Origin of the sequence: Vibrio ichthyoenteri ATCC 700023, assembly GCF_000222605.1 — a bacterium.
GTDB classification, from domain to species: domain Bacteria; phylum Pseudomonadota; class Gammaproteobacteria; order Enterobacterales; family Vibrionaceae; genus Vibrio; species Vibrio ichthyoenteri.
In genome coordinates this window covers 12,908-35,941 of the sequence record NZ_AFWF01000005.1, presented here as the reverse complement: position 1 = coordinate 35,941, position 23,034 = coordinate 12,908, and the positions used below count along the sequence as shown (strand labels likewise).

Sequence of the window (23,034 nt, the reverse complement as noted above, 5' to 3'; positions counted from 1 at the left end):
CGCTTTGGGTTGTACATTTTCAACGCTGCTGTGTCAGAACGTCTTTAGTCATAAAAACGACTATTCAAGCTGGCTCTGGTTAGCAATCCATCACATGGCGCAAAACGTTCACCGTATTTGGCTGCATGTTCGTTCATGATTTCCACCAGTTTCACCACTCCTATTTGATCCATATAGCGGAAAGGCCCACCTAAAAACGGCGGAAAACCAATACCAAAGATCGCGCCAATATCGCCATCTCTTGGCGAACGAATGATACCTTCATCCAAACAACGTACCGCTTCATTAAGCATTGGCAGAATACAGCGCATGGCGATCTCTTTTGCTGATAGCTTCGATTCTGGAGTTAGGTTCAGCAGTTTATAGACACTCTTATCTACTTGTTTGTCTTTGCCTTTATAGGTGTAGAAGCCCTTACCACTCTTACGTCCTTTTCTACCGTCATTGAGCAACGTGTCAAAAACCGCAGGACCTTGGAAGCGAGGTCCAAGCTCGCTGACTAAAATCGGCATGATCTTAGCGCCAATATCAACGCCCACTTCATCCAATAAGGTAATCGGCCCTACAGGGAACCCTGCATCCAGCAGCGCATCATCAAGCTGTTCTATCGGTTCACCGGTAAGCAAGATGTTCGCCGCCTCATTCATATAGGGAGCCAAAATACGATTGACATAAAAACCGGCTTTATCTTGCACGACAATCGGCGTTTTTCCTTGCTTGCGCGCCAACTCAACCACCGTTGAAATGGTTTCATCTGAGGTCGTATGATGCGGGATCACCTCCACCAGCGGCATTTTTTCTACCGGGCTAAAGTAGTGTAAACCAATCACATTTTCAGGACGTGCGGCTTGTTCAGCGATTTGATGGATAGGCAGTGAAGAGGTATTAGTAGCAAAGATGGTGCTCGATTTCGCGTTGGTTTCTACCTCTGCCACCATCTGCTGCTTAAGTGCTAAATCTTCAAACACCGCTTCAATCACCACATCGGTATGATTAAAGCTGACGAAATCCGTACCGCCCGAGAGTTGCTGCATTTTGGCTTGCAGTTGCGCTTTGCTCAAAATACGGCGCTTACGTTGCTTTTCAAACAGTTTAAAGTTGTAGTTGAGCGCGTTTAACACCCCATCATTACTGACATCTTTAATACGGGCCGGCAATTTAGCTTTCGCTACCGTAACATGGCTAATACCTGCGCCCATCAAGCCACCACCTAGCACTGCTACCCTTTTAACTTGAACAGGTTTTGCGTCACTGCCATGCTCTTTTTTCATTTCGGTGGTCGCAAAGAAAATAGAACGTAACGCTTTGGATTGGTCAGTCATAACAAGCTCCCCGAACCGCTCCGCCTCGTACGCTAAGCCTTTTTCCAAGCCATGCTCTAAGCCATGACGAATGACCGCCAGAATCGCCTCGGTTGCTGGGTAATTACCACGCGTTTTTTGCTGCGTTTTCTTTGCCGCCTGTTCAAAAATGACTTTGCGACCAAAACCCGTTTGCGCCATGAGTTTCTCTTTGGCCGTCACCTTGTGTTTAGCTTTATCTTTCTTTTCAACCAACTGTTTCGCCACGTCGAGCAAGATACTAAGCGGCACACAGGCATCAACCACGCCAAGCTTGTGCGCTTTTTTCGCACGTAATTGCTTACCGGTTAACATCATATCCAGCGCTGGCAACAAGCCAATCAAGCGCGGTAAACGCTGTGTTCCACCTGAGCCAGGCAATAAGCCAAGCTGCACTTCCGGCAAACCAATACGTGTTTTGTCATCGTCACTACAAACACGATAATCACACGCTAACGCAAGCTCCAATCCACCACCGAGACAAGGGCCATGAATAGCGGCAACCACCGGAAAAGCAAGACTGGAGAGTTTATTGAACATCTCCTGTCCTTTAGCCGCAAGCGCTTGCGCTTCTTGTGCATTTTGGCATGCATCAAGCATGCGAACATCGGCACCCGCGACAAAATTATCCGGCTTACCCGAATGAATAATCAAGCCTTGCAAAGCGCCTTTATGCTGTTCAAGTTCAGCGAACACTTGCTCCATTTCTTCAGCAAATGCCGCTTGAAGTGTGTTCATTTTTTCGTTGGGAACATCAATACATAGCCAAGCAACGTTCTGCTCATCAATGGTGAGATTAAATGCTTTAAGATTCGTCATTATTCAACCTCCAAAATCATGGCTGCGCCCAAGCCACCAGCTGCACATGCAGTATTTAACGCCAAGCCGCCGCCACGTCGTTTCAACTCACGCAGCGTTTGCGTCATCATACGAGCGCCGGTCGCGGCAAATGGGTGACCATAAGCGATGGAGCCTCCGAGTACGTTAAATTTATCCATATCGATTTCACCAATTGCCTTACTACGGCCGAGCTGCTGTTGGGCAAATTTATCGCTAGCAAACATTTTCACATTAGATAATGCTTGAGCGGCAAACGCCTCGTGCATGTCAATCAAGGTCAAATCAGCCAACGTAATTCCAGCGCGATCAAGGACAAGCGGAGTGGCAAATGACGGCCCCATCAACATGTCCTGTTCAACACCAATCGCGGAGAAAGCGTAAGAACGAATATAGCCAAGGATCTCTAAGCCCAATTCCTTCGCTTTGCCTTCGCGCATTAACATGATAGCTGCCGCGCCATCCGTTAACGGTGTGCTGTTAGCAGCAGTTACACTACCGTACTGACGATCAAAAGCCGGTCTAAGTTTGGCGTAACTCTCTAAGGTAGAATCGTGGCGAATGTTGTTGTCTTCCGCCAGCCACTTTTTATATGGAGCAGGAAAGGCACTCATTACCTCACCGGCAATCTTGCCTTCTCGCCATGCTTGCGATGCGAGGGTGTGAGAACGATGGGCCAAAGCATCTTGTTCAGCACGGCTAATACCATGGCTTTTCGCCATTTGTTCCGCCGTTTGTCCCATAGAGAGTCCGGTTGAGTATTCCGCAACCGCGGGCGGCACTGGCATCAGATCTTTGAGCGAGAAGGATTTAAGAATATGCAGCTTTTGCGTCATGGTTTTGGTTTTGCTTAAGGCCAGCAAATTCGCAGCCATGGCTTTGGAAACTCCAATAGGCAGGACTGAAGAAGAATCTGCACCACCAGCGATGCCAACATCGATGGTTCCCGCCATGATGCTTTCCGCTACATTGACTGCGGCTTGAAAGCTGGTGGCACAAGCGCGAGTCACGCTATACGCATCGGTATGAATCGACATCCCCGTGCCTAACACAATCTCTCGTGCAATATTGGGCGCTTCAGGCATTTGCACCACTTGCCCAAACACGACCTGCTCAATCAATTTGGCATCAATATCGGTGCGAGCAAGCATTTCGCTCACCACCATCTTGCCCAAATCAATCGCAGGCACTTGGCTAAACTCGGTGCTTTGACGCGCAAACGGCGTGCGCAGCCCTGCAACAATCGCGACTCGTTCGCCATTGCGAGTCGTTACTTCCTGCTTACCCATTGTTTCTCCTTACAATAAGTGCCAACCAAAACGAGAATTTTATCTATGACTCATTTTAGTTCATTTAGAGGTCTGACCAGAATTATTGTAATGTGTTTGTTAAATCAATCAAACATCTGTTTGAATAAACGTGATTTACAAAGCAATAGAATCGCTAACTAAATGAAAATAAAGCGTTGTCGCCAAGTAAAATTTGGCTATATTTATGGCAACTAATCGGAACGTGAGTAAATTTTGGCAAAAAAAAACCACACAATGCTGTGTGGTCGGAATGTATAAAGCAATTAACTCACGCCAATTGAAAATAATCAGTTTCCTGATTAGGAGAAAGTAAAGTCAGCCTTCAAAAGGAAGTGTCATCTTGCTCAACTCGTTAGTGAAACACTAACTAGATGACAAGATGTACTATAACCGCTGAGTTGTTATGGTTTTTGAATTAGATCAATTTTTGATTCGATTTTTGACTATAGAGTCAGCTAATTGACATTAAATAGCCCAGATCCGCCTATTTTTATCCGTCACTTCCCTTTGAAGACCCTCGAGATTTAATCCCAAACCCCGTTTTGGAGGCTTTTGTGGCAATTTTAGAAATTTTTGGGAAGAAAAAGCCGAAACGTCCGGTCGACTTTGATATGGACAGACAAAGAAAATATGAAGCGCTCGTACGCGCCTATCATCGTGACTTATATCGTTACGCCTATTGGTTGTGCAAAGATCCAACCATTGCCGAAGATTTAGTGCAAGAAACCTGCCTCCGCGCATGGAAGTCACTTGATAGCCTGCAAGATGAGAAAGCCGCTAAGTCATGGCTAATCACCATTTTGCGCCGCGAAAACGCTCGCCGCTTCGAACGGAAACAATTCGACTTGGTTGATATCGATGATCACAGTAATGAAGCGAAAGTCAGTGACGATGCGCATCATCAATCCGAATGGATTCATGCCCAAATCATGAAACTGGAAGTCGATTATCGAGAACCACTGTTTTTACAAGTGGTGGGGGGCTTTAGTGGTGATGAAATTGGCCAAATACTAGAGCTGAATAAAAATACCGTGATGACACGCCTTTTTAGAGCACGTAACCAACTCACAGAGATGATGGAATCCGCAGAAACACAAAAAGGAGCGCACAATGGATGAATTAGAATTTCGCCGTCAAATTATGTCCGATCCTAAACATCGGAATAACGACATCATTGATGCAATACGCTCTAGTGACGGCAACAGTAAGTTTGTAGACGACATCAATGAGCTGGATGCGCAAATCGCCAAAGCAATGAATGTTGATGTACCAGATGATCTTGCTGACCGCATCCTGTTCAATCAAAGCTCACGCCAGCAAAGTAATGTGATTAAGCCGAACTTTATCAAACGCAGTATGGCAATGGCGGCCTCTGTGGCGTTTGCCTTCGGTTTACTGATTGGCCAAATCAATTGGGGCAATATCTTAGTGACGCCAGCTCAAGCCAGTCTTGCGGATACCGCCATAGAACATGTGATCGCCGAAAAGCCTTTTGTGGCCCATTTGGATGAGCAGGTCAGTTCTGCACAGATTAACGCCAAGATGGTGCCTTTTCATCGCCAATTAGAGCAATCGTTCCCATACCATGTTTACTATCTTAACCACTGTGGCTTTGGGGATTCCAATGCGCTGCATATGGTGTTCCAAGGGGAACATGGCAAAGTGACGTTATTTCTCACCGGCATTTCCAGCAGCAGCGTGCATGATTTCACCAAAGAGGGCATGTCAGGCGTGGTAGAACCGGTCGGTAACGCCAGTTTGATTTTGGTCGGTGACGATGGCGAAGATGTATCGACTATCGCGAAAAGCATCATCAATATCATCAAACCTATGCCAATTTAAGGCAACTTGATGCAACTAAAGCCTGAACTCCCAGTTCAGGCTTTAGTTGCCTATCGTTTGGTAAAAAACCGCATAAAACTAGAGTTAAAACTCTAAAATGACGACTTTAACAGCATTTTCCCTGCCATTACCCATCATTTCCGCAATTTTATCATCAAATTAGACAATGGTCGGATTTCTATATTCTATACTTCAGACTAATATCAGCCCCAACTGAGCATTTGCTCAAAAAACAGCGCCCGTATAGAGGCGACTAAAAAGGAAAAGCACAATGAACAACTCGCGTCTGTTTAAAAAGACACTGTTAGCAGTGACGATCGCAACAACAACTCTCGCCTCTCAGCAAGCTTTGGCTGCTGGTTTCCAACTTAACGCACAATCAGCAACCGGCATTGGCCGTGCATTTGCTGGTGACGCGGTTATTGCTGATAACGCATCAGTAATGGCGCGTAACCCGGCAGCAATGGCTCTATTTGATAAAATGGAACTGTCGCTCGGTTTTGAAAGCATCACTACGATGATCGAAGTAAAAGATGCTACGTACACAAACAACCTTCCTACTTTAGTTGGCGGTCAACCAAGCGTGCTAGATGTGCCGGATACTGATGATGTCGGTTCTACGTCTATAGCACCCAATATTCACCTTATCGTGCCAGTTAATGACCAATTTGCTTGGGGTGTCAATGCCTACTCGAACTTTGGTACTAAAACCGAATTCTCCAACGATTACGTAGCTAGTGAATACGGTGGTTTAACTGACGTTAAAAGCTTCAACTTTGGCCTAGCAGGCTCATACCGCCTTAACGAGCAATGGAGTTTTGGTGCGGGCTTAGATCTAATTTATGGTCAAGGAACCATGAAAAGAGAAGCCAGCCAATCATTTGGAGCTGGCGTACCCGGCGTGATTCCAAGTGCGGGAACTGCTTTCGTCGACGTAGATAAAGCAGATGGCTTCGCGGTTGGATTTAACGTGGGTATGGTATTTGAGTTAGATGAAAATAACCGTTTTGGCTTATCTTACCGTTACAGCCCAGAATTTGAAGCAGAAGACGATAAAGGTCAAAAAATTGTCCTACCTCTACCAGATATCGCTGAATTCTCCGGTTACCACAAAATTGAAGATACTAAGTTCGCGGTGCATTACTCAATCCAATATATTGGTTGGAGTGCTTTCGACAAAATTGAGTTTGATAACCTTCAGGGTTCCCCTCTTGGGACAAGCTACGACAAACCGTATGAATGGCAAGATGGTTGGCACTACGCGATTGGCGGTACTTACTACCTAAACAACGATTGGACGCTACGCGCTGGTTACATGTACGACACCAGTGCACAAGATAGTCTGACGTCAATCTCAGTACCAGATTCCGATCGCCAATGGTTCTCAACTGGTTTCACTTACCATATTGATACTTCGTCAAACATCGACTTTGGCTTTACCTACCTGATGGGCGACGATGTTCAAGTTAATGAGTCACTGTCCACGGAGCTTCCTGCAGCTCTAGGTGGTGGCTCTGCTGAGATTTCAAATGTATCTGCAACAACTCGTGCTAACGCAATCCTAGTGGGTCTGCAGTACAGCCGCAGCTTCTAATCGCTCACGCTGACATACACTATACAAGGGCTGGTTTTCCAGCCCTTTTTATTAGCTAAAAACTACCATTCTGGATCTTCCGCAAAGCACGACTCTCATTTCAGCGAACACTCAAACCTTCTGATTAAGCGCACACTTGTACAACAAAATACAAATTTAACAACACAAACGTTCGCTGAAAAACCAAGTGGTCTAACCACTTTTCTGGTTTTTTACACTGCAAAAGCTCGTTTTATTTATTTTTTATCCTGAATTTACTGTTTACACTGTTTTCTATTTTTAAAGTAAATGCTCTAAAACTACCATCTTGCCACGAATTCCAAACATATTCAGCGAACATAACAATGAAAACGAATAAGTCTCTCCTATCACTTGCCGTAGCATGTGGCCTAATGTCAGTGGCAACAACTGCAAACGCAGCGGGTTTCCAACTTGCAGAATACTCAGCGACGGGTCTTGGCCGTGCATACGCTGGTGAAGCTGCAATGGCAGACAACGCGAGCTCACAATGGCGTAACCCTGCATTGCTAATGCAACTAGAAGGCACTCAAGTTTCTGTTGGCGCTATTTATGTTGACCCGAATATTGATATCAAAGGCACTTCGACTCATCGTGGCACACCATATTCAGCTCGTTCTGATGATTTTGCTCACGATGCGGTAATTCCAAACTTCTACTTATCACACAAGTACAATGACCAGTTTGCGCTGGGTTTTGCACTAGGCACTAACTACGGCATGGAAACGGACCTAGGTGCAGATTTTGCTGCAGCGAACCACGGCAACCAAGCAAGTGTCATTACCAAAGAAGCCAACCTAAATGCTGCATATCAGTTGACTCCAGCGGTAAGCATCGGTGGTGGTATTCGCTATGTAATCGCAGAAGGTAGCTTTGGTGCAGTAGTTTCTGAGCATGGGGGTTTAAATCTAGGTCCTATTATCAATGCAAAGCCGGGTGACAATTTAAAGTACATGGAAGGCGATGACAAAGCATGGGGTTGGCAACTAGGTTCTGTTTGGCAGATCAATGAGGCTAACCGAATTGGCTTTACCTACAAATCTGAAGTAAACCTTACTCTGACTGGCCATGCGGAAGGTTTAGGCTTTAATCGCACAAATCCAACAGCACATAAGAGTGGATCAATGGATCTTACTCTGCCCGCAACGGCTGAAATTGCAACATTCCATCAAATCACAGAAAAAGTAGCTGTACATACCAGCATTAACTGGACTGATTGGAGTAGCTTCGAAAAATTGGTAGCGGATTTCCCAGGTGAAGAATCCAGCTTAATTAAAGAAGAGAACTGGGAAGATAACTACCGCTTTGCAATCGGTTCGACTTACCAATACAACAATAAGCTACAATTGCGCACGGGTGTGGCTTACGATACCTCTGCGGTAAGTGAAGAACACCGCACCGCAACCATCCCTGAGACTGACCGTCTATGGCTAAGTATTGGTGCAGGTTACCAATGGTCTGAGCAACTGTCTCTTGATGCGGGCTTTACCTACATCATGGCCAAAGACGCTAAGATGCATGAGACAGATCCTAAACTACTAGTAGGTGCGGATACGTTCGGTGGCAGCTTCGAAGGTGAAGTGACTGGCAGCATCTGGCTAATCGGTGTACAAGCGAACTACACGTTCTAATTTGCCGTAAACGCTTTAGATAGTTAAAAAGAAAGGCTTGGGATTCCCAAGCCTTTTTTATTGCTGATCAATTAAACTACAAAGACAAAGCAAACTACAGATCGTCGAGATACTCGTCGAGGTAGGCCTCTTCATCGTGATCGATCTCTTGTTGCTGAGTTTCGATCTCAGCTTTGAAGTCTTGGTGCTGAATATAGACTTCACGTGTCAAGGCATATGGATCTGGCGAGTTTTCTAGCATCGACTCTTGCGTCACCAATGCCGCTCGAGTTTCCATCCCCTCAAACGCCCACTTACCTAACCCTGCCCAGAAATTCAGTAGTGACAGCGGTAAGTACGCACTATCGGCAAAGCTGGCAGTCTCTCGTACCGTCCAAGGGCCATAACCCGGCACCATCACATAAGGGCCATTACCTACGCCCCAGTGACCAATGGCGTCACCCAGTGCTTTTTCATTGTGATCGGTAATACCGGCATCAGAGGCGATATCAATTAAACCCAACAAACCAAAAGTGCTGTTTATCCAAAATCGATTAAAGTGGTCAAGGGCTTTACCGCCATTCCCCATAAGTAAGTTGTTGACCATGCTCGATGGCTCATCAAGGTTACTGAGGAAATTAGAGATACCGATACGCACTGGGCGCGGAGTGTAGTTGACGTAAGTCAGTGAAACGGGGCGAACGAGATACGGATCGAGATAATCGTAGTTCAATGCCCACATACTGCGGTTGAATCCTTCGATAGGGTCGCTCACATTAGACGCTGATGACGCTTGCTCTTCAGGCGCTGTGGCGCACCCTGCCAGCAAGGCAACAGAAAGCAACGATGTCCATACCTTAGGCTTAAGGCTCTTCATTGATATTTTTTCCATAAAAAAAGGCCGGTAGATTACCGGCCTAAGTTTACGCATTATTTTCCGCTATTGGTACTGTCTATCCACAATTACCGCTACCGCTTGACCCATTTTAGTGGCCTGGCTCTCACCAAACCAGTCACCTTGTGAGGTCGCAACGTTACCGTCGTTATCAATACGAACACGTACCATGTAGTCTTCTAGCTGCGACAGCTTACGACCTTGTACCATGCTGTTGCTATCATCCAACACCACCGTTCGTGGAAACGAACCGAGAGGATAACGAGCCGCCGCCACGGGCATTGGCGCACCATCAGCCGTATGTACTGACACAATCAGCGCAGCATCAGGACTGGCATTAACCGTATCGGCAAGCGTAATCGCCACTGACACTGATGCGCCCGTTACCGCTTTATCACCCATTTGATTTTTGGCATTAGTAATACTGCGATCGAGCATTTGATAACGCTCGTCTTGCGGGCCAATCATCTGTTGCATGATGCTCCAGTAACGCACTGCGGCAGAGAAGTCTTTACGTTCATAGGCGTCAAAGGCCAATAATGAGAATACACGCACATCCATGTAATTCATTTGTACCAGTTTACCGAGCAATGAACGCGCTTTATCTTGATCAACGTCATCTTGCGACAGCATCAGCGCTTGCGCATAACCTAACATTACATCAGGGCTGTTTGAATCCAGCTTGTAAGCTTTATTCATCGAACCGATTGAGGTATCAACATCACGGTTAGCCAATGCAATACGTCCAAGCAGCAACCAGCCCGTTGCATCGTTCGGTTGATGGTGCAGACGGGTACGCAGTGCTAACGTCAAGTCACGCATTTCATCTTCGCTCAAAGCTGCGCCTTCTGGAGACATTAGCTTCTTCGACAGTGCTGGTAAGTTGTCGTTAACTTGTTGCCATTCCACTACATCATCAGCCGCGCCAAATTTGTAGTACAAACCATAAGAAAGAATCACGGTCAGTAACATTGAAGGCACGATAACCAGCCATGGGTTGATACTGCTTTCAACCTTGGTTTGGTCTTGCGACGGAATATCATCAAGCAAAGACTGCTTAAGGTCAGCAATCAACTCTTGCTGATCATCCATCAGCCCTTCTTCATTTTCGACTTCAAGCTCGGTTAAGCGATCCTTATACAGCGCTTTATTGAGCTCATCACGCAGTGCTTGGTCGGTATTTTCTTTGCGGTTAATGAATGGCCATGCCACCAATATACCGCTCAGAGCCACCAGAATGATTGATGCAATCCAAAATAAGGTCATTACTGCTTGTCTCCATCATTCTCTTCATCGAGCAGAGCTTTCAGTCGCTGCTCTTTGTTCTCATTCCATTTATCATCAGCTGGCTGAGGTTGTTTCGCTTTGCGGCTACGCACAACGATAAGACCGAAGCCAATCACGACCACAGAAAGTGGCCCCAACCATAAAATAGAGGTTGCGAGTGTAAATGGTGGATTGTAAGTCACGAAATTACCGTAACGCGCAATCATATAGTCTACGATTTCACCTTTCGACTTACCGTCTTTGGTCATCTCGTACACTTTGTGGCGCAGATCTTGAGCCAGTTCCGCGTTAGAATCTGCGATGGTATTGTTTTGACATTTTGGACAACGCAGTGTGTTACCGAGATCTTTAAACTGCTGCTCTTGCTCCAAGGTTTCAAATTCATACACTTCAATCGTCGCATGAGCGGCCATTGAAAAAGTGAGGGCGGCAAACAGCGCGATACACCATTTTTTCATTATTTCGCCTCCTCAACCAATTGTTGATACATAGGTTGTAGGGTTTCTTTCCAGTTACGTGAATTCACATCACCAACATGGCGATAGCGAATCACACCATTGGCATCAATCAAAAACGTTTCTGGTGCGCCATAGACGCCCAAATCTAACCCCAGCATACCGTTACCATCAAACAAGCTGATTAAGTATGGGTTGCCCAAATCATTAAGCCATGTCACGGCTTTATCACGCTGATCTTTATAATTAAGACCAATGATTTTCACCCCTTGTCCTGCCAACTCATTGAGGTAATGGTGCTCGGCATAACAAGTTGGACACCACGTTGCCCAGACATTTAGCAGCAAAGGCTCGCCTTTGAAGATCGCTTGATCGTAAAGCTTACCCGGCTCAGCTAAGTCTTCGAGACGAAACTCAGGAACATGCTTGCCCACTAGCACTGACTCTAGCTTGGTTGGGTCATCCCCTTCTGAGTTTCGCACTAACTGGGTAGTAAAGACTGCAACCAACGCCAAGAATGCCAGCAGTGGAATAAACAATAACTTCTTATTCATATTATGCCTCCTGCTTCTTGGCTGGTTTACGGAAACGGTAACGTCGGTCACTGATCGCAACGCAGCCGCCAAGCGCCATAAAGACTGAGCCTGCCCAAATCCAGTTTACAAACGGTTTGTAGTACAGGCGCACTGCCCATGACTGACCGTCATCAAGACGATCGCCCAAGGCTACGTATAGATCGCGCGTGAAACTGCGATCAATTGCCGCTTCGGTCATCATCGAACGCGCTGTTTTATAGAAACGTTTTTCTGCATGTAGAGTATTGATGTACTTACCATCTAACGTTACTTCAAAATCCGCGATGTAGCCGTCATAGTTCGGGCCGTCGTGATCGCGAACACCAGAGAAATGGAAGTTGTAGCCTTCAAGCTGGAAGTTATCGCCCGGAGACAAACGTACATCACGCTCAATACTGTGTGTTTGCACCATTGCAATACCGATGATGGTCACGGCTAAGCCGATATGACCCAACATCATTGCCCAGTGGCTACGTTGTAGCTTACGTACACCCACAGCAAAGCTGTGACGGTGAGTCGCGCGCTGATGTAGTTCAAACCCGTGTAGCAACACGATCCACATTGCCATCAACCAACCTAAGTAGGTCATGAAGACGAAGTAATCAGAGAACATCCAGTTGAAAAGTCCAGCCAGCAACACTGAGCCGATACCACTAATGATCATCGGTTTAGCCAATGCGCTCAAATCGTCACGCTTCCAACGGATCAGAGGCCCGATACCCAATACAAACGAGAATGGGATCATTAGCCACGCGAACAACATATCGAAGAATGGTGCGCCGATAGAAACCGAGCCTAAGCCTAACTGTTTGTGGACCAGCGGTAACAATGTCCCCACCAGAACAACCATTAGTGCCGCCATCAACAACACATTGTTGGCAAGCAGAGCGTTCTCACGCGAAGCAAGTTCAAAGTTACCACGCACTCGAACCGACGCGCCTTTCACGGCAAACAACAGTAGCGAACCACCGATTACGAATACGAGGAATGCCAGAATAAACATACCGCGTGATGGATCGGAAGCAAACGCGTGTACTGAAACCAGAATACCTGAACGTACTAAGAAGGTACCCAGTAAGCTCAATGAGAAAGCTGAGATAGCAAGTAACACTGTCCACGCTTTAAAGGTGCCACGTTTTTCTGTCACCGCAAGTGAGTGCATCAATGCCGTACCCGCAAGCCAAGGCATGAAAGAAGCATTTTCTACTGGGTCCCAGAACCACCAACCACCCCAGCCAAGTTCATAATAGGCCCACCATGAACCTAGTGAGATACCTAGCGTTAGAAATAGCCACGCCGCGGTTGTCCAAGGACGAGACCAACGTGCCCACGCCGTATCTAAACGACCAGTCATCAGAGACGCAATAGCAAAAGAGAAAGCCACTGAGAAGCCAACATAGCCCATGTACAGCATTGGAGGGTGAATAATCAAACCCGGATCTTGCAGCAGTGGGTTTAGATCACGACCATCCACAGGGAAGAACGGCAGTGTGCGCAGGAATGGGTTAGAAGTCAGAATGATAAACAGTAAGAAACCAACACTGATCATCCCCATCACAGCCAATACGCGTGCAACCGACTCTTGTGGCATGCCACGGCTAAAGGTTGCGACTGCAACAGTCCAACCAGCTTGAATAAGAACCCAAAGCAGCAATGACCCTTCATGGGCACCCCATACTGCGGTTAGGCGATAGTACCAAGGCAGTAGAGTATTCGAGTTGTTCGCAACATAGCTTACAGTGAAATCGTTGCTATAAAATGCCCACAGCAGAACGGCGAACGAAAGAAATAGGAGTAAGAACATCGCCCACGAAAGCGGTCGGGCGGAGTTCATCAGTAAGGTATTATTACGCGATGCCCCTACCAATGGCAGAATGCTTAATAGCACAGCCATGGCAAGCGACAAAATCAGCGCAAAATGACCAATTTCAGCAATCATTGACCGCTTCCTTGTTTTTGAGAATCTGTGTACTGAAGCGGTTGATGGGTTTTTTCCATCGCTTCTGCTATTTCAGGCGGCATGTATTCTTCGTCATGCTTCGCCAACACTTCATGTGCTTCTATCGTTGTTGCATCCACCAACACGCCTTGTGCCACAATGCCCTGACCTTCACGGAATAAGTCAGGCAAGATGCCGTCATAAACCACAGTGACCATCGGGCCTACATCGTGCAAGTCGAAAGAGACTCTTAACGATTCAGGATCGCGTCTCACCGAACCCACAGCCACCATGCCACCGATACGCAAGCGCTGACCAACCGTCGGTTTTGTGCCATCCGGTTTACCTTGCACCAATTCAGTTGGCGTATAGAACAAATCCATATTCTGGTTTAAAGCATAAAGCATTAGGCCCACAGTTGAACCAACACCAAGAACAATGGCTAGAACAATAGCGAGCCGCTTTTTACGTCTTGGGTTCATAGAGTGTTCTCCAAATTCTTCGCCGCATCAATACGAGCTTGGCGCTCGATCTTTGCCTGAACTTCGTTAAGTAATGTTGTGTGGCGACGAACACTGCTAATCAGCAATATGATCATCGACACGAAAGTAATACCAAATGCACTCCACACGTAGCTGGCATAGCCACCCATCGCTAAAAGATCACTCAAAGAGTCAAAATGCATGCTTAGTTACCTCTCTGAGTTGAGCGAGATGACAGAGCAACCACCCACGGGCGATGGCTCTCTTTACTTATGATCTCATTACGTAAACGGATCATAGTGACGGTACCAAAGAAGAAGGCAAAACCTGCGATATTAAGCAATAGCGGCCATAGCATATCGTTAGAAATCGAAGGCTTATCGAATTTAGTAATCGTGGCACCTTGGTGCAAGGTGTTCCACCACTCCACTGAGAAGTGAATGATCGGCAGGTTGATAATACCAACAATGGCCAAAATACCCGCCGCTTTTGCCGCTGTTTTTTGATCATCAAACGCGTGGTAAAGCGCAATCACGCCTAAATAAAGGAAAAGCAGAATTAATTCTGAAGTAAGACGAGCATCCCATACCCACCAAGCACCCCACATTGGCTTGCCCCAAATCGCGCCGGTCAATAAGGCGATAAAGGTATACAGCGCGCCAATAGGCGCCATCGCAAGGGCGGCCATGTTAGACATGCGAACTTGCCAGACTATGCCAATAAATGCTGCGATCGCCATAGACATGTAGACGCCCATCGACCAAATCGCGGATGGTACATGTATGTAGATAATTCTAAAGCTATCGCCTTGTTGGTAATCGGAAGGTGCAAAAGCAAGCCCCCAACCGGTGCCAAGCACCAAACAAGACAATGCCAGAACGGCAAACCATGGTAGTAACTTACCGCAAAGTCGGTAAGTCGATTCAGGCTTAGCGTACGGATGGAGCCATTTCCACATCGTCATTCTCACTCTTTACTTCATTTTCAACTAAACGTCATAGCGCCTAGCTATTAATAGTTTTGTAATTTATATACTGGGAAATTTTCGTGCTTGATCAAAAACAATTAATTTACACTTACACGCAATGCGGCACTAATCGCGAACGGAGTTAACGTTAATGCCCCCATAAACATTGCGCCTAATACCGCCAATTGCCCGTTATAAGCCATACCGAGAGAAGCGGCATCGATTGCTGATGTCGCAAAAATCAATACGGGTATATACAACGGCAATATCAACAAACTCAATAACACGCCGCCTTTTTGTAGCCCTACGGTCAACGCAACACCGATTGCGCCGATAAAACTCAGTGTTGGTGTACCCACTAACAAGGTCAAAACAACCGCAAGCCATGTATCAAAATCTAGTGACAACAATACAGCCAACAAAGGACTAATTAAAATTAGAGGTAAGCCTGTGAGCACCCAGTGCGCGATCACTTTTGAGATCACCATCAGTGGCAGTGGCACAGGCATCAACATCATCTGTTCCAGCGCACCGTCTTGAAAATCGTCACGCAATAGTCGCTCTAACGACAACAGTGCAGACAAGAGAGCCGCAACCCACACAATCCCCGCCGCAATTCGCGCCAATAAGTTTGGCTCAGGCCCAATACTTAACGGGAACAAGGTAATAACAATGATGAAAAACCACAAAGGGTTAAATACATCCGCTTGGCGACGAAACGCGATTAACAGCTCACGTCGAATAATGGAGTTCATAATGCCAAACACAGTTAACCACCCAACTTAATTTTTCTCAGTTTTGGATTATCAGCAAACATATCTTGGTGGGTAGTCAAAACCACAATGCCACCTTGCTCAGCATGCTTAAGAAACAACGCTTCGAGTACTTTAACACCCTGCTTATCGATTGCCGTTAGTGGCTCATCTAAGATCCACAGTTTATGATCGCTTAACCATAAACGAGCTAACGCAACACGGCGTTGCTGACCGGCAGAAAGCTGCGCTACTGGTACATCTTCTCTTCCCGCTAAACCTACCTTAATCAAAGCATTATAGATCGTCTCTTTATCGGCCGGTTTTTTACTATGGATCGAAATGTAAAATCGCAGGTTTTCATACGCGGTTAGCTCTCTTTTGATCCCCGTTTGATGGCCTAAAAACAACAAATCTTGATGGTATGCATCGCGGTTTGATTCAATCGCTTCATTGTTCCAAAAAATTTCGCCATCATCTCGGTCACCCAATCCTGTGACGATACGCAGCAAGGTTGTTTTGCCGGTACCGTTACGACCCTCGATTTGAACCAGTTCGCCACTCTCTATTTTAAAAGACAGAGATTCGAACAAAACTCTTTCATCGCGAATTGCCGTTAATTGTTTTACTTCAAGCATGTGCAGTCACTAAGGAAATTGGAGTGAATATCTTACCACAGCCACTTTTTGACAACATAGTGCTAGAGCTTTACGAATCACGAAACTAAGTAAGAAGTTATTAATATTTATCTATAATTTGACTCAATTGTCATTATTTGGCTACATACGATCATACCAATCCCTCAGTAGTGGCTTAGCCGGATCAAAAAAGGATGCCTAGTGGCATCCTTTTGGTATTACTTCCCTTGCATCCGACGTCGTTTTAACAACGATGGGTCGTGCATGCCTTCAAGAGGCGGGATTTTTTCGCGACCTGACAATTTGTTTTGCAAAGACATCATTAACTCCGCCTCTGCTTTTGGCAGTTCACACTCTTCTATCAGTTCATTCAAATCCGCACCAAGCTGAACCATTTTGGTTGCTCGCGAATACATACGGCCGTCACCGTCCGCCTGTTCTAGCTCTTTAATTCTCTGGAGAAGATGTTGAATAATATCTTCTTGCTCGCTGACCTTTTGGCCTAAGCCGATCACCACTGAACGAACCTCTAAAAGCTGCTTATTGGCTTTTTGTAGCTCTCTTTCAAGGTGACGGTGTTGTTGCCTGACCTGCTCAGCAGCAAGACGCTGGTTGCGTTTCGCTCGCAATACGCTAAATAGCAATATGAGTAATACAAACGTTATCGCTCCTGCGGTAATCGCAGGAGCTTCACTAAGCCAGCTAGTATCAATATTCATTACAGATGAGCCATCTCATCCCATTCTTCGTCAGAAAGAAGCTTGTTCAAATCAACCAAGATCAGTAGCTTGCCTTCGCGGTTGCTCACACCTTGAATGAATTTCGCACTTTCATCTGTACCAACGCTTGGCGTCGTATCAATTTCAGAAGAACGTAGGTAAACCACTTCCGCAACGCTGTCGACCAGAATACCGATAACTTGGTGCTCAGATTCGATAACGATAATACGAGTGTTATCGGTGATTTCACCTTCCATCAAACCAAAGCGAGAACGTGTATCGATAACAGTCACAACGTTGCCACGAAGGTTGATGATACCAAGAACATAGTCTGGTGCACCCGGTACTGGAGCAATTTCCGTATAACGTAGAACTTCACGTACTTGCATTACGTTAATGCCGTAAGTTTCTTCTTCTAATTGGAACGTCACCCACTGAAGCACTTCGTCATTTGACTGATCTTTTCTCACTTCAACTTCGCTAGTATGAGACATACCTTAACCTCTCTAAGCCCTTATCGGCGTACATTTCTAATAGTCTAATGCTTTTACATCAAGTCCAGCATTTAGCATAGTGATCAATGCTTCAACATGGATCAAAGCGCACATTTTTTCTTTCACCATGCCTGCTAGCCATGGTCGTTTACCTGCTGTTTCTCGCCAGCGAACCTTTTCAGCATTGAGGAGCTCTGTCCCCATCAGCTGTGTTGAGGCTAAGCCCCAAAGACTCGAACCGAGCATAACAATATATTTGTATTCTTCTTTGTAGTCGTCGTTGGCTAACTTATCCGCCATCACCCACTTCGCAGTATCAACCACATCATATTGGGCTTCACGAGTCGACTGTAAACCGAGATACCAAGCTGGTCGCCCGATCAGGTGACTCAGTGTCGACAATTGGTGGATACCACCAAGCTCGTCGAGCGGCACCGCAAACGTAACACCGTTAACATCAAAATAGAGCACCTGAAAATCTTGCTCGCGTTGGGTACTTTGCCAAGTGCTGGTAAGTAGGCCGCCCGCTTGCGTTTCTGGAATACTCTGTATATCAGTTTCGAGAGCAGGCTCTGAATCAATCACCTCATGAGCAGAAACTTGTGTTGCAGAAACTTCAACTGCAGGGGCAATCGGCTCAACATAGGTCGGCTCGATTTCCTGCATAATTGCTGGCTCTTCAACGGTTTCAGCGTAAGGCTCTAGATCCCACTCTTGAATTTCTTCCGTTAACTCTTTGGCCTGAACCTCTTGGGCGATCTGGACGGTATTTTGGTCCATCACTTCATCCAGCTCAAGATCTTCAACTGGATTAGAGGCTTCAAGTTGTTTTAGTAACCGTTCAACATCTTCAAGATTCGGTACTTCAATTTCAGCCGTTATCGGATGATAAAAGTACGTATCTTCAGTAACTTGAATCATTGGCTCAAGCGCATAGTCATCGATTGCTGGCTCTGGCTCTGGCTCTGGCTCTGGCTCTGGCTCTGGCTCTGGCTCTGGCTCTGGCTCTGGCTCTGCAAGCATAGTGTCATCCACATCGGGGGTCACAAGTGCTTGTAACTCTTCATCTTCAAATAATAATGAATTGAAGTAGTCATCTAACGCTTTTTCACTGGAAAGTTGTATCTCTTCACTCATTAATCGCCAGCCTCTCTAGGTGCAAAAGCAATTGTTTATAAGCAAAGACACCTCGACTGCCTGAGGCAAAGTGAGAAACCGGCAAATGCTTAATACTTGCATCTCTAAATTTGGTATCAATCGGTACCGCGGATGACCAAACTTGATTTGGGTAATCTTTCTTAAGCTGCTGCAACGTTTGTAGCGATGCCCGCGTTCGCTTGTCATACATGGTTGGAATGATGGTGACTTTAAACGCTTTATTACGCGATTTTTGCATAATCGCCAACGTTCTCACCATACGCTCAAGCCCTTTCATCGCCAAAAATTCCGTTTGTACTGGAATCAATATGCGATCACTGGCCGCGAGAGCATTAACCATCATAACGCCAAGAATCGGCGGACAATCAATAAGAACATAGTCATAGTGATTCTTAACCGCGGCTAAAGCGCGTTTGAGAATCAAGCCCATTCCACTCCGGTTGCCCATCACACGGTCCAGTGTCGCTAATGACATATGCGCTGGAATGATATCAATACCTTGAATATCACTGTCCATGACCAGTGGCATCACGGAATGCTCGGTAAACTCTTTTAATTGAAACAGATCGAACAAGCTAGAAGGCACGTTATCAGAGTCATAACCCAAATAAGTCGTGAGGGAGCCATGTGGATCAGTATCCACTAGTAATACTCGCTTACCTTGTTTGCTTAACAAACCAGCCAACGTAATGGTGGTCGTCGTTTTACCAACGCCACCTTTCTGGTTTGCAATACTCCAAACGATCATTGCCTTACCTCTAAGCTAGGCCGACTTCGACCAACATACGTTCAGCAATTCGCTCTAACGGAAGATCTTCGGTTGAAATCCCCGCCTTTGCCACCGCTTGAGGCATGCCGTACACAACACAGCTTTCTTCGTCTTGCGCCCAAATGGTTGCACCTGCTGTTTTCAGCATACGTGCACCTTCGCGCCCATCCGCACCCATACCTGTGAGCACCATAGACAAGACTTTATCTGCGTAGACTTTTGCTGCACTACCAAACGTTACATCCACGCATGGCTTGTAGTTCATGCGCTCGCCGCCATCAATGATGCGTAATTTAGCAGAACCAGGACGACCTTCGACCATCATCTGTTTACCACCTGGAGCAAGATAAGCAACGCCCGGTCTTAGAACATCGCCGTCGGCCGCTTCTTTCACTTCAATCTTACACAGTGAATTTAAGCGACTGGCAAATGCCGCGGTAAATGTTGCTGGCATATGCTGAATCAGCACGATTGGGTGTGGGTAGTTTGCTGGCAACTTAGTCAGTATTTTCTGCAGAGCAACAGGACCACCGGTGGAGGTGCCAATTGCCGTCAATTGATATTTTTTACCACTGGCTTTGAAGCGTGCTGCAGGTGATACCGGACGAGCGGTAGGCGCTGCGGTTGGTGCACTGCGCAATGCTGACGTCGTCGCTCTTGCCGTGGTCGCTGTCGAAGCAGCCGCTGGGACAGTGCGCGGTGCAGCAGGGCGACGCATAAAATTACGACGCGCAGCAATTTGAATCACACGTTGTTGCAGTAGGCTAACCGCCTCATCACGGTTGCGCGCAATGTCTTCAAACTTTTTCGGTAAGAAATCCAGAGCGCCCGCATCCAAAGCATCTAAAGTGGCTTTGGCGCCATCGTGGGTCAACGATGAAAACATCAAAATAGGAATAGGATTCGATGCCATGATTTCACGAACGGCAGTAATACCGTCCATCACAGGCATTTCAATATCCATCGTAATAACGTCAGGTTTAAGCTGCAGCGCTTTCTCTACTGCTTCTTTTCCGTTGGTCGCGACGTCTAGAACTTCTAGACGCGCGTCGGAATTAATAATCTCGCTGACTCTACGACGAAAAAAACTAGAATCGTCGACGACTAAAACTCTTATTGCCATGATTTTCCTTTAATTGTTCAACGATTACTTAGATTCGAGAAGCTGATGCATAGCGTTTAAGCAAATCAGGCACATCTAAAATCAAGGCAATATGTCCATCGCTGGTGATCGTTGCACCCGCCATACCTGGCGTACCTTGCAGCAGATTATCGAGCGGCTTAATCACGACTTCTTCTTGTCCAATTAAGGTATCGACCACAAAACCGACACGCTGGCTGCCTAACTGCACAATAACAACATGACCGTGGCCTTTACGTTGCTCGACAAAGCCTGCACGTGGCGCTAACCAGTTTTGTAAATAGAACAGTGGGATAGACTTATCGCGAACGATAATGGTCAATTGGCCATCAACCACGTTAGTGCGGCTAAGGTCTAGGTGGAAGATTTCGTTCACGCTCGCCAATGGCAAGGCAAATGGATGTCCTGCAACACCAACCATCAAGGTCGGTAGTATCGCAAGAGTCAATGGTACCTTGATGGTAATCTGAGTACCTTTGCCCATCTCTGAATCAATATCAATCGAACCGTTTAGGGTATTGATGGCCGTTTTCACTACGTCCATACCGACACCACGGCCTGAGATATCTGAGATTTTCTCTTTACTCGAGAAGCCCGGCATAAAGATAAGGTTGAAACACTCTTTGTCGGTCAAGCGTGATGCTGCATCTTCATCCATCATACCGCGTTTAACTGCAATGCCACGCAACACGTCAGGGTTCATACCGCCGCCATCATCAACGATCGCAAGCTGGATATGATCACCTTCTTGTGCAGCGGATAGAATCACTTTACCGGTGCGTGATTTACCCGCTTTTACGCGGTCTTCCGGCATTTCGATACCATGGTCAACTGAGTTTCGCACCAAGTGGATCAATGGGTCCGCAAGTGCTTCTACTAAGTTTTTATCCAAATCGGTATCTTCACCACGCATTTCTAGCGTGATGTCTTTATTCAAGCTACGCGCAAGATCACGGACCACGCGAGGGAAACGGCCAAATACTTTCTTAATTGGCTGCATACGCGTTTTCATCACCGCGCCTTGTAGATCGGCGGTCACGACATCAAGGTTAGATACCGCTTTTGACATTTCTTCATCAGCGCTATTTAAGCCAAGGCTCAATAATCGGTTACGAACCAATACCAACTCACCCACCATATTCATGATGATATCGAGCGTTGAGGTGTCTACGCGTACGGTCGCCTCAGCTTGTTGTTTTTTCGCCGGTACTGGTGCATCTTTCTTCACCGGAGCAGGCGTAGCAGCAACAGGGGCTGGAACCACTGGTGGTGGAGCAACCGCTTCTGGATCTGCGACAACTGGAGCTTCTACTTGCGCAACCGGCTTAGTGGCCGCTTCAAGCTCTTCTGGACTTGGGCCTTTGCCTTGTCCATGCAATTCGTCGAGTAATTTTTCAAACTCGGCGTCAGTCATCAGATCTTCATCGCCAGAGCTTGCCGCAGGTGCTGGAGTTGGCGCTGCCGGTGCAGGAGGCGCACTCGCAACAACGTTTTCTTCTTTACCCGGACCTTTGCCTAAGCCATGTAATTCATCCAATAACTTTTCAAATTCATCATCGGTAATATCGCCACTGCTTTCCATCACTGGCGCAGGTGCAGCTTGAGGAGCAGGTGCTGGCGCCGAACCACCGGGCGCAGTGCCTGAACCATGCAACTCATCAAGTAGCTTTTCAAATTCGTCTTGCGTAATCTCGTCGATTGAGTTTGCCGACTCACTCACTGCCGCAGCCACAGGTGCTGGCGCTTCAACGACAGGGGCAACTTCAATCACAGGTTCAGCTGCTACTGGTGCAGCTACGACAGCCTCTTCTGCTGAAGCAGGCTTGCTTAGACGATGTAATTCATCAAGAAGGGATTGTTCTGAAGGAGGTAGAGGTTCGCCGTCTTGAACTGCTTGAAACTGTAGGTTAACAGCGTCCAATGCACGTAGCATTGTATCCATTAGGTCTGCAGTTACTTTACGTTGCCCATTACGTAGAATATCAAACACGTTTTCGGCACCGTGACAAGTATCAACCAGTTCGGTTAGCGCCAAGAAACCAGCCCCACCTTTTACCGTGTGGAAACCACGGAAAATGGCGTTAAGTAGATCTTTATCATCCGGGTTGTTTTCAAGCTCTACCAACTGCTCTGAAAGCAGCTCTAGAATCTCACCCGCCTCAACTAAAAAGTCCTGAAGAATATCTTCGTCTAATTCGTAGCTCATAAGTTA

Annotated in this window: 22 protein-coding genes; 4 read left to right on the top strand and 18 right to left on the bottom strand. The window is 46.5% G+C overall.

Annotation, left to right across the window (positions count from 1 at the left end):
- Positions 1-44: 44 nt before the first annotated feature.
- Positions 45-2,159, bottom strand: a complete 2,115-nt coding sequence (gene fadJ, locus RH85_RS00880; protein ID WP_006710285.1) for a fatty acid oxidation complex subunit alpha FadJ — start codon at positions 2,157-2,159, stop codon at positions 45-47.
- The gene (gene fadI / locus RH85_RS00875; RefSeq protein ID WP_006710284.1) at positions 2,159-3,466 is read right to left on the bottom strand and encodes an acetyl-CoA C-acyltransferase FadI; all 1,308 of its coding nucleotides are present in this window, start codon (positions 3,464-3,466) and stop codon (positions 2,159-2,161) included. The genes fadJ and fadI overlap by 1 nt, the downstream gene beginning before the upstream one ends.
- A 563-nt stretch (positions 3,467-4,029) precedes the next feature.
- On the opposite strand from fadI, the gene RH85_RS00870 reads away from it, so the two are divergent.
- The 4 genes from RH85_RS00870 (at position 4,030) to RH85_RS00855 (ending at position 8,572) form a co-directional block, all read left to right on the top strand.
- Positions 4,030-4,605 carry a sigma-70 family RNA polymerase sigma factor gene (locus RH85_RS00870; RefSeq protein WP_241210343.1) on the top strand — a complete coding sequence of 192 codons (576 nt, stop codon included), beginning with the start codon at positions 4,030-4,032 and terminating at the stop codon, positions 4,603-4,605.
- Positions 4,598-5,329 carry a DUF3379 domain-containing protein gene (locus RH85_RS00865; RefSeq protein WP_006710282.1) on the top strand — a complete coding sequence of 244 codons (732 nt, stop codon included), beginning with the start codon at positions 4,598-4,600 and terminating at the stop codon, positions 5,327-5,329. The genes RH85_RS00870 and RH85_RS00865 overlap by 8 nt, the downstream gene beginning before the upstream one ends.
- 271 nt (positions 5,330-5,600) lie before the next feature.
- Complete coding sequence (locus RH85_RS00860) at positions 5,601-6,923, top strand: outer membrane protein transport protein (protein ID WP_006710281.1); 1,323 nt, start codon at positions 5,601-5,603, stop codon at positions 6,921-6,923.
- Between the two features lie 344 nt (positions 6,924-7,267).
- Positions 7,268-8,572, top strand: coding sequence for an outer membrane protein transport protein (locus RH85_RS00855; RefSeq protein ID WP_006710280.1), 1,305 nt, complete (start codon positions 7,268-7,270; stop codon positions 8,570-8,572).
- Between the two features lie 94 nt (positions 8,573-8,666).
- Here the strand turns inward: RH85_RS00855 and RH85_RS00850 are convergent, their stop codons facing one another.
- The 16 genes from RH85_RS00850 to RH85_RS00775 form a co-directional block, all read right to left on the bottom strand.
- Positions 8,667-9,428 (bottom strand): MlaA family lipoprotein, encoded by a 762-nt coding sequence (locus tag RH85_RS00850; protein WP_006710279.1) that lies wholly within the window; start codon positions 9,426-9,428, stop codon positions 8,667-8,669.
- A gap of 63 nt (positions 9,429-9,491) precedes the next feature.
- Positions 9,492-10,712: a c-type cytochrome biogenesis protein CcmI gene (gene ccmI, locus RH85_RS00845; protein WP_006710278.1), complete on the bottom strand. Its 1,221-nt coding sequence runs from the start codon at positions 10,710-10,712 to the stop codon at positions 9,492-9,494.
- Entirely contained in the window at positions 10,712-11,191 is a 480-nt protein-coding gene (locus tag RH85_RS00840; RefSeq protein ID WP_006710277.1) for a cytochrome c-type biogenesis protein, read from the bottom strand. The genes ccmI and RH85_RS00840 overlap by 1 nt, the downstream gene beginning before the upstream one ends.
- Positions 11,191-11,742 (bottom strand): DsbE family thiol:disulfide interchange protein, encoded by a 552-nt coding sequence (locus RH85_RS00835; protein WP_006710276.1) that lies wholly within the window; start codon positions 11,740-11,742, stop codon positions 11,191-11,193. Before RH85_RS00835 ends, RH85_RS00840 begins: the two co-directional genes overlap by 1 nt.
- A 1-nt stretch (position 11,743) precedes the next feature.
- The gene (locus RH85_RS00830) at positions 11,744-13,702 is read right to left on the bottom strand and encodes a heme lyase CcmF/NrfE family subunit (protein ID WP_006710275.1); all 1,959 of its coding nucleotides are present in this window, start codon (positions 13,700-13,702) and stop codon (positions 11,744-11,746) included.
- Complete coding sequence (gene ccmE, locus RH85_RS00825; RefSeq protein WP_006710274.1) at positions 13,699-14,184, bottom strand: cytochrome c maturation protein CcmE; 486 nt, start codon at positions 14,182-14,184, stop codon at positions 13,699-13,701. The genes RH85_RS00830 and ccmE overlap by 4 nt, the downstream gene beginning before the upstream one ends.
- The gene (ccmD, locus tag RH85_RS00820; protein WP_006710273.1) at positions 14,181-14,387 is read right to left on the bottom strand and encodes a heme exporter protein CcmD; all 207 of its coding nucleotides are present in this window, start codon (positions 14,385-14,387) and stop codon (positions 14,181-14,183) included. The genes ccmE and ccmD overlap by 4 nt, the downstream gene beginning before the upstream one ends.
- Positions 14,388-14,389: 2 nt before the next feature.
- Positions 14,390-15,142: a heme ABC transporter permease gene (locus tag RH85_RS00815; protein WP_006710272.1), complete on the bottom strand. Its 753-nt coding sequence runs from the start codon at positions 15,140-15,142 to the stop codon at positions 14,390-14,392.
- A gap of 107 nt (positions 15,143-15,249) precedes the next feature.
- Positions 15,250-15,906, bottom strand: coding sequence for a heme exporter protein CcmB (ccmB, locus tag RH85_RS00810; RefSeq protein WP_039948320.1), 657 nt, complete (start codon positions 15,904-15,906; stop codon positions 15,250-15,252).
- Between the two features lie 14 nt (positions 15,907-15,920).
- Positions 15,921-16,541, bottom strand: coding sequence for a cytochrome c biogenesis heme-transporting ATPase CcmA (ccmA, locus tag RH85_RS00805; protein WP_006710270.1), 621 nt, complete (start codon positions 16,539-16,541; stop codon positions 15,921-15,923).
- Between the two features lie 218 nt (positions 16,542-16,759).
- The gene (locus RH85_RS00800) at positions 16,760-17,260 is read right to left on the bottom strand and encodes a DUF2802 domain-containing protein (protein WP_006710269.1); all 501 of its coding nucleotides are present in this window, start codon (positions 17,258-17,260) and stop codon (positions 16,760-16,762) included.
- Positions 17,260-17,754, bottom strand: a complete 495-nt coding sequence (locus RH85_RS00795; RefSeq protein WP_006710268.1) for a chemotaxis protein CheW — start codon at positions 17,752-17,754, stop codon at positions 17,260-17,262. The genes RH85_RS00800 and RH85_RS00795 overlap by 1 nt, the downstream gene beginning before the upstream one ends.
- Before the next feature lie 36 nt (positions 17,755-17,790).
- Positions 17,791-18,891, bottom strand: coding sequence for a chemotaxis protein CheW (locus RH85_RS00790; protein ID WP_006710267.1), 1,101 nt, complete (start codon positions 18,889-18,891; stop codon positions 17,791-17,793).
- Positions 18,884-19,660, bottom strand: a complete 777-nt coding sequence (locus RH85_RS00785; RefSeq protein WP_006710265.1) for a ParA family protein — start codon at positions 19,658-19,660, stop codon at positions 18,884-18,886. Before RH85_RS00785 ends, RH85_RS00790 begins: the two co-directional genes overlap by 8 nt.
- A gap of 10 nt (positions 19,661-19,670) precedes the next feature.
- On the bottom strand, positions 19,671-20,804 hold the full coding sequence (locus tag RH85_RS00780; protein WP_006710264.1) for a protein-glutamate methylesterase/protein-glutamine glutaminase: 1,134 nt from the start codon (positions 20,802-20,804) through the stop codon (positions 19,671-19,673).
- Positions 20,805-20,832: 28 nt separating this feature from the next.
- Complete coding sequence (locus RH85_RS00775; protein ID WP_006710263.1) at positions 20,833-23,028, bottom strand: chemotaxis protein CheA; 2,196 nt, start codon at positions 23,026-23,028, stop codon at positions 20,833-20,835.
- Positions 23,029-23,034: the final 6 nt, after the last annotated feature.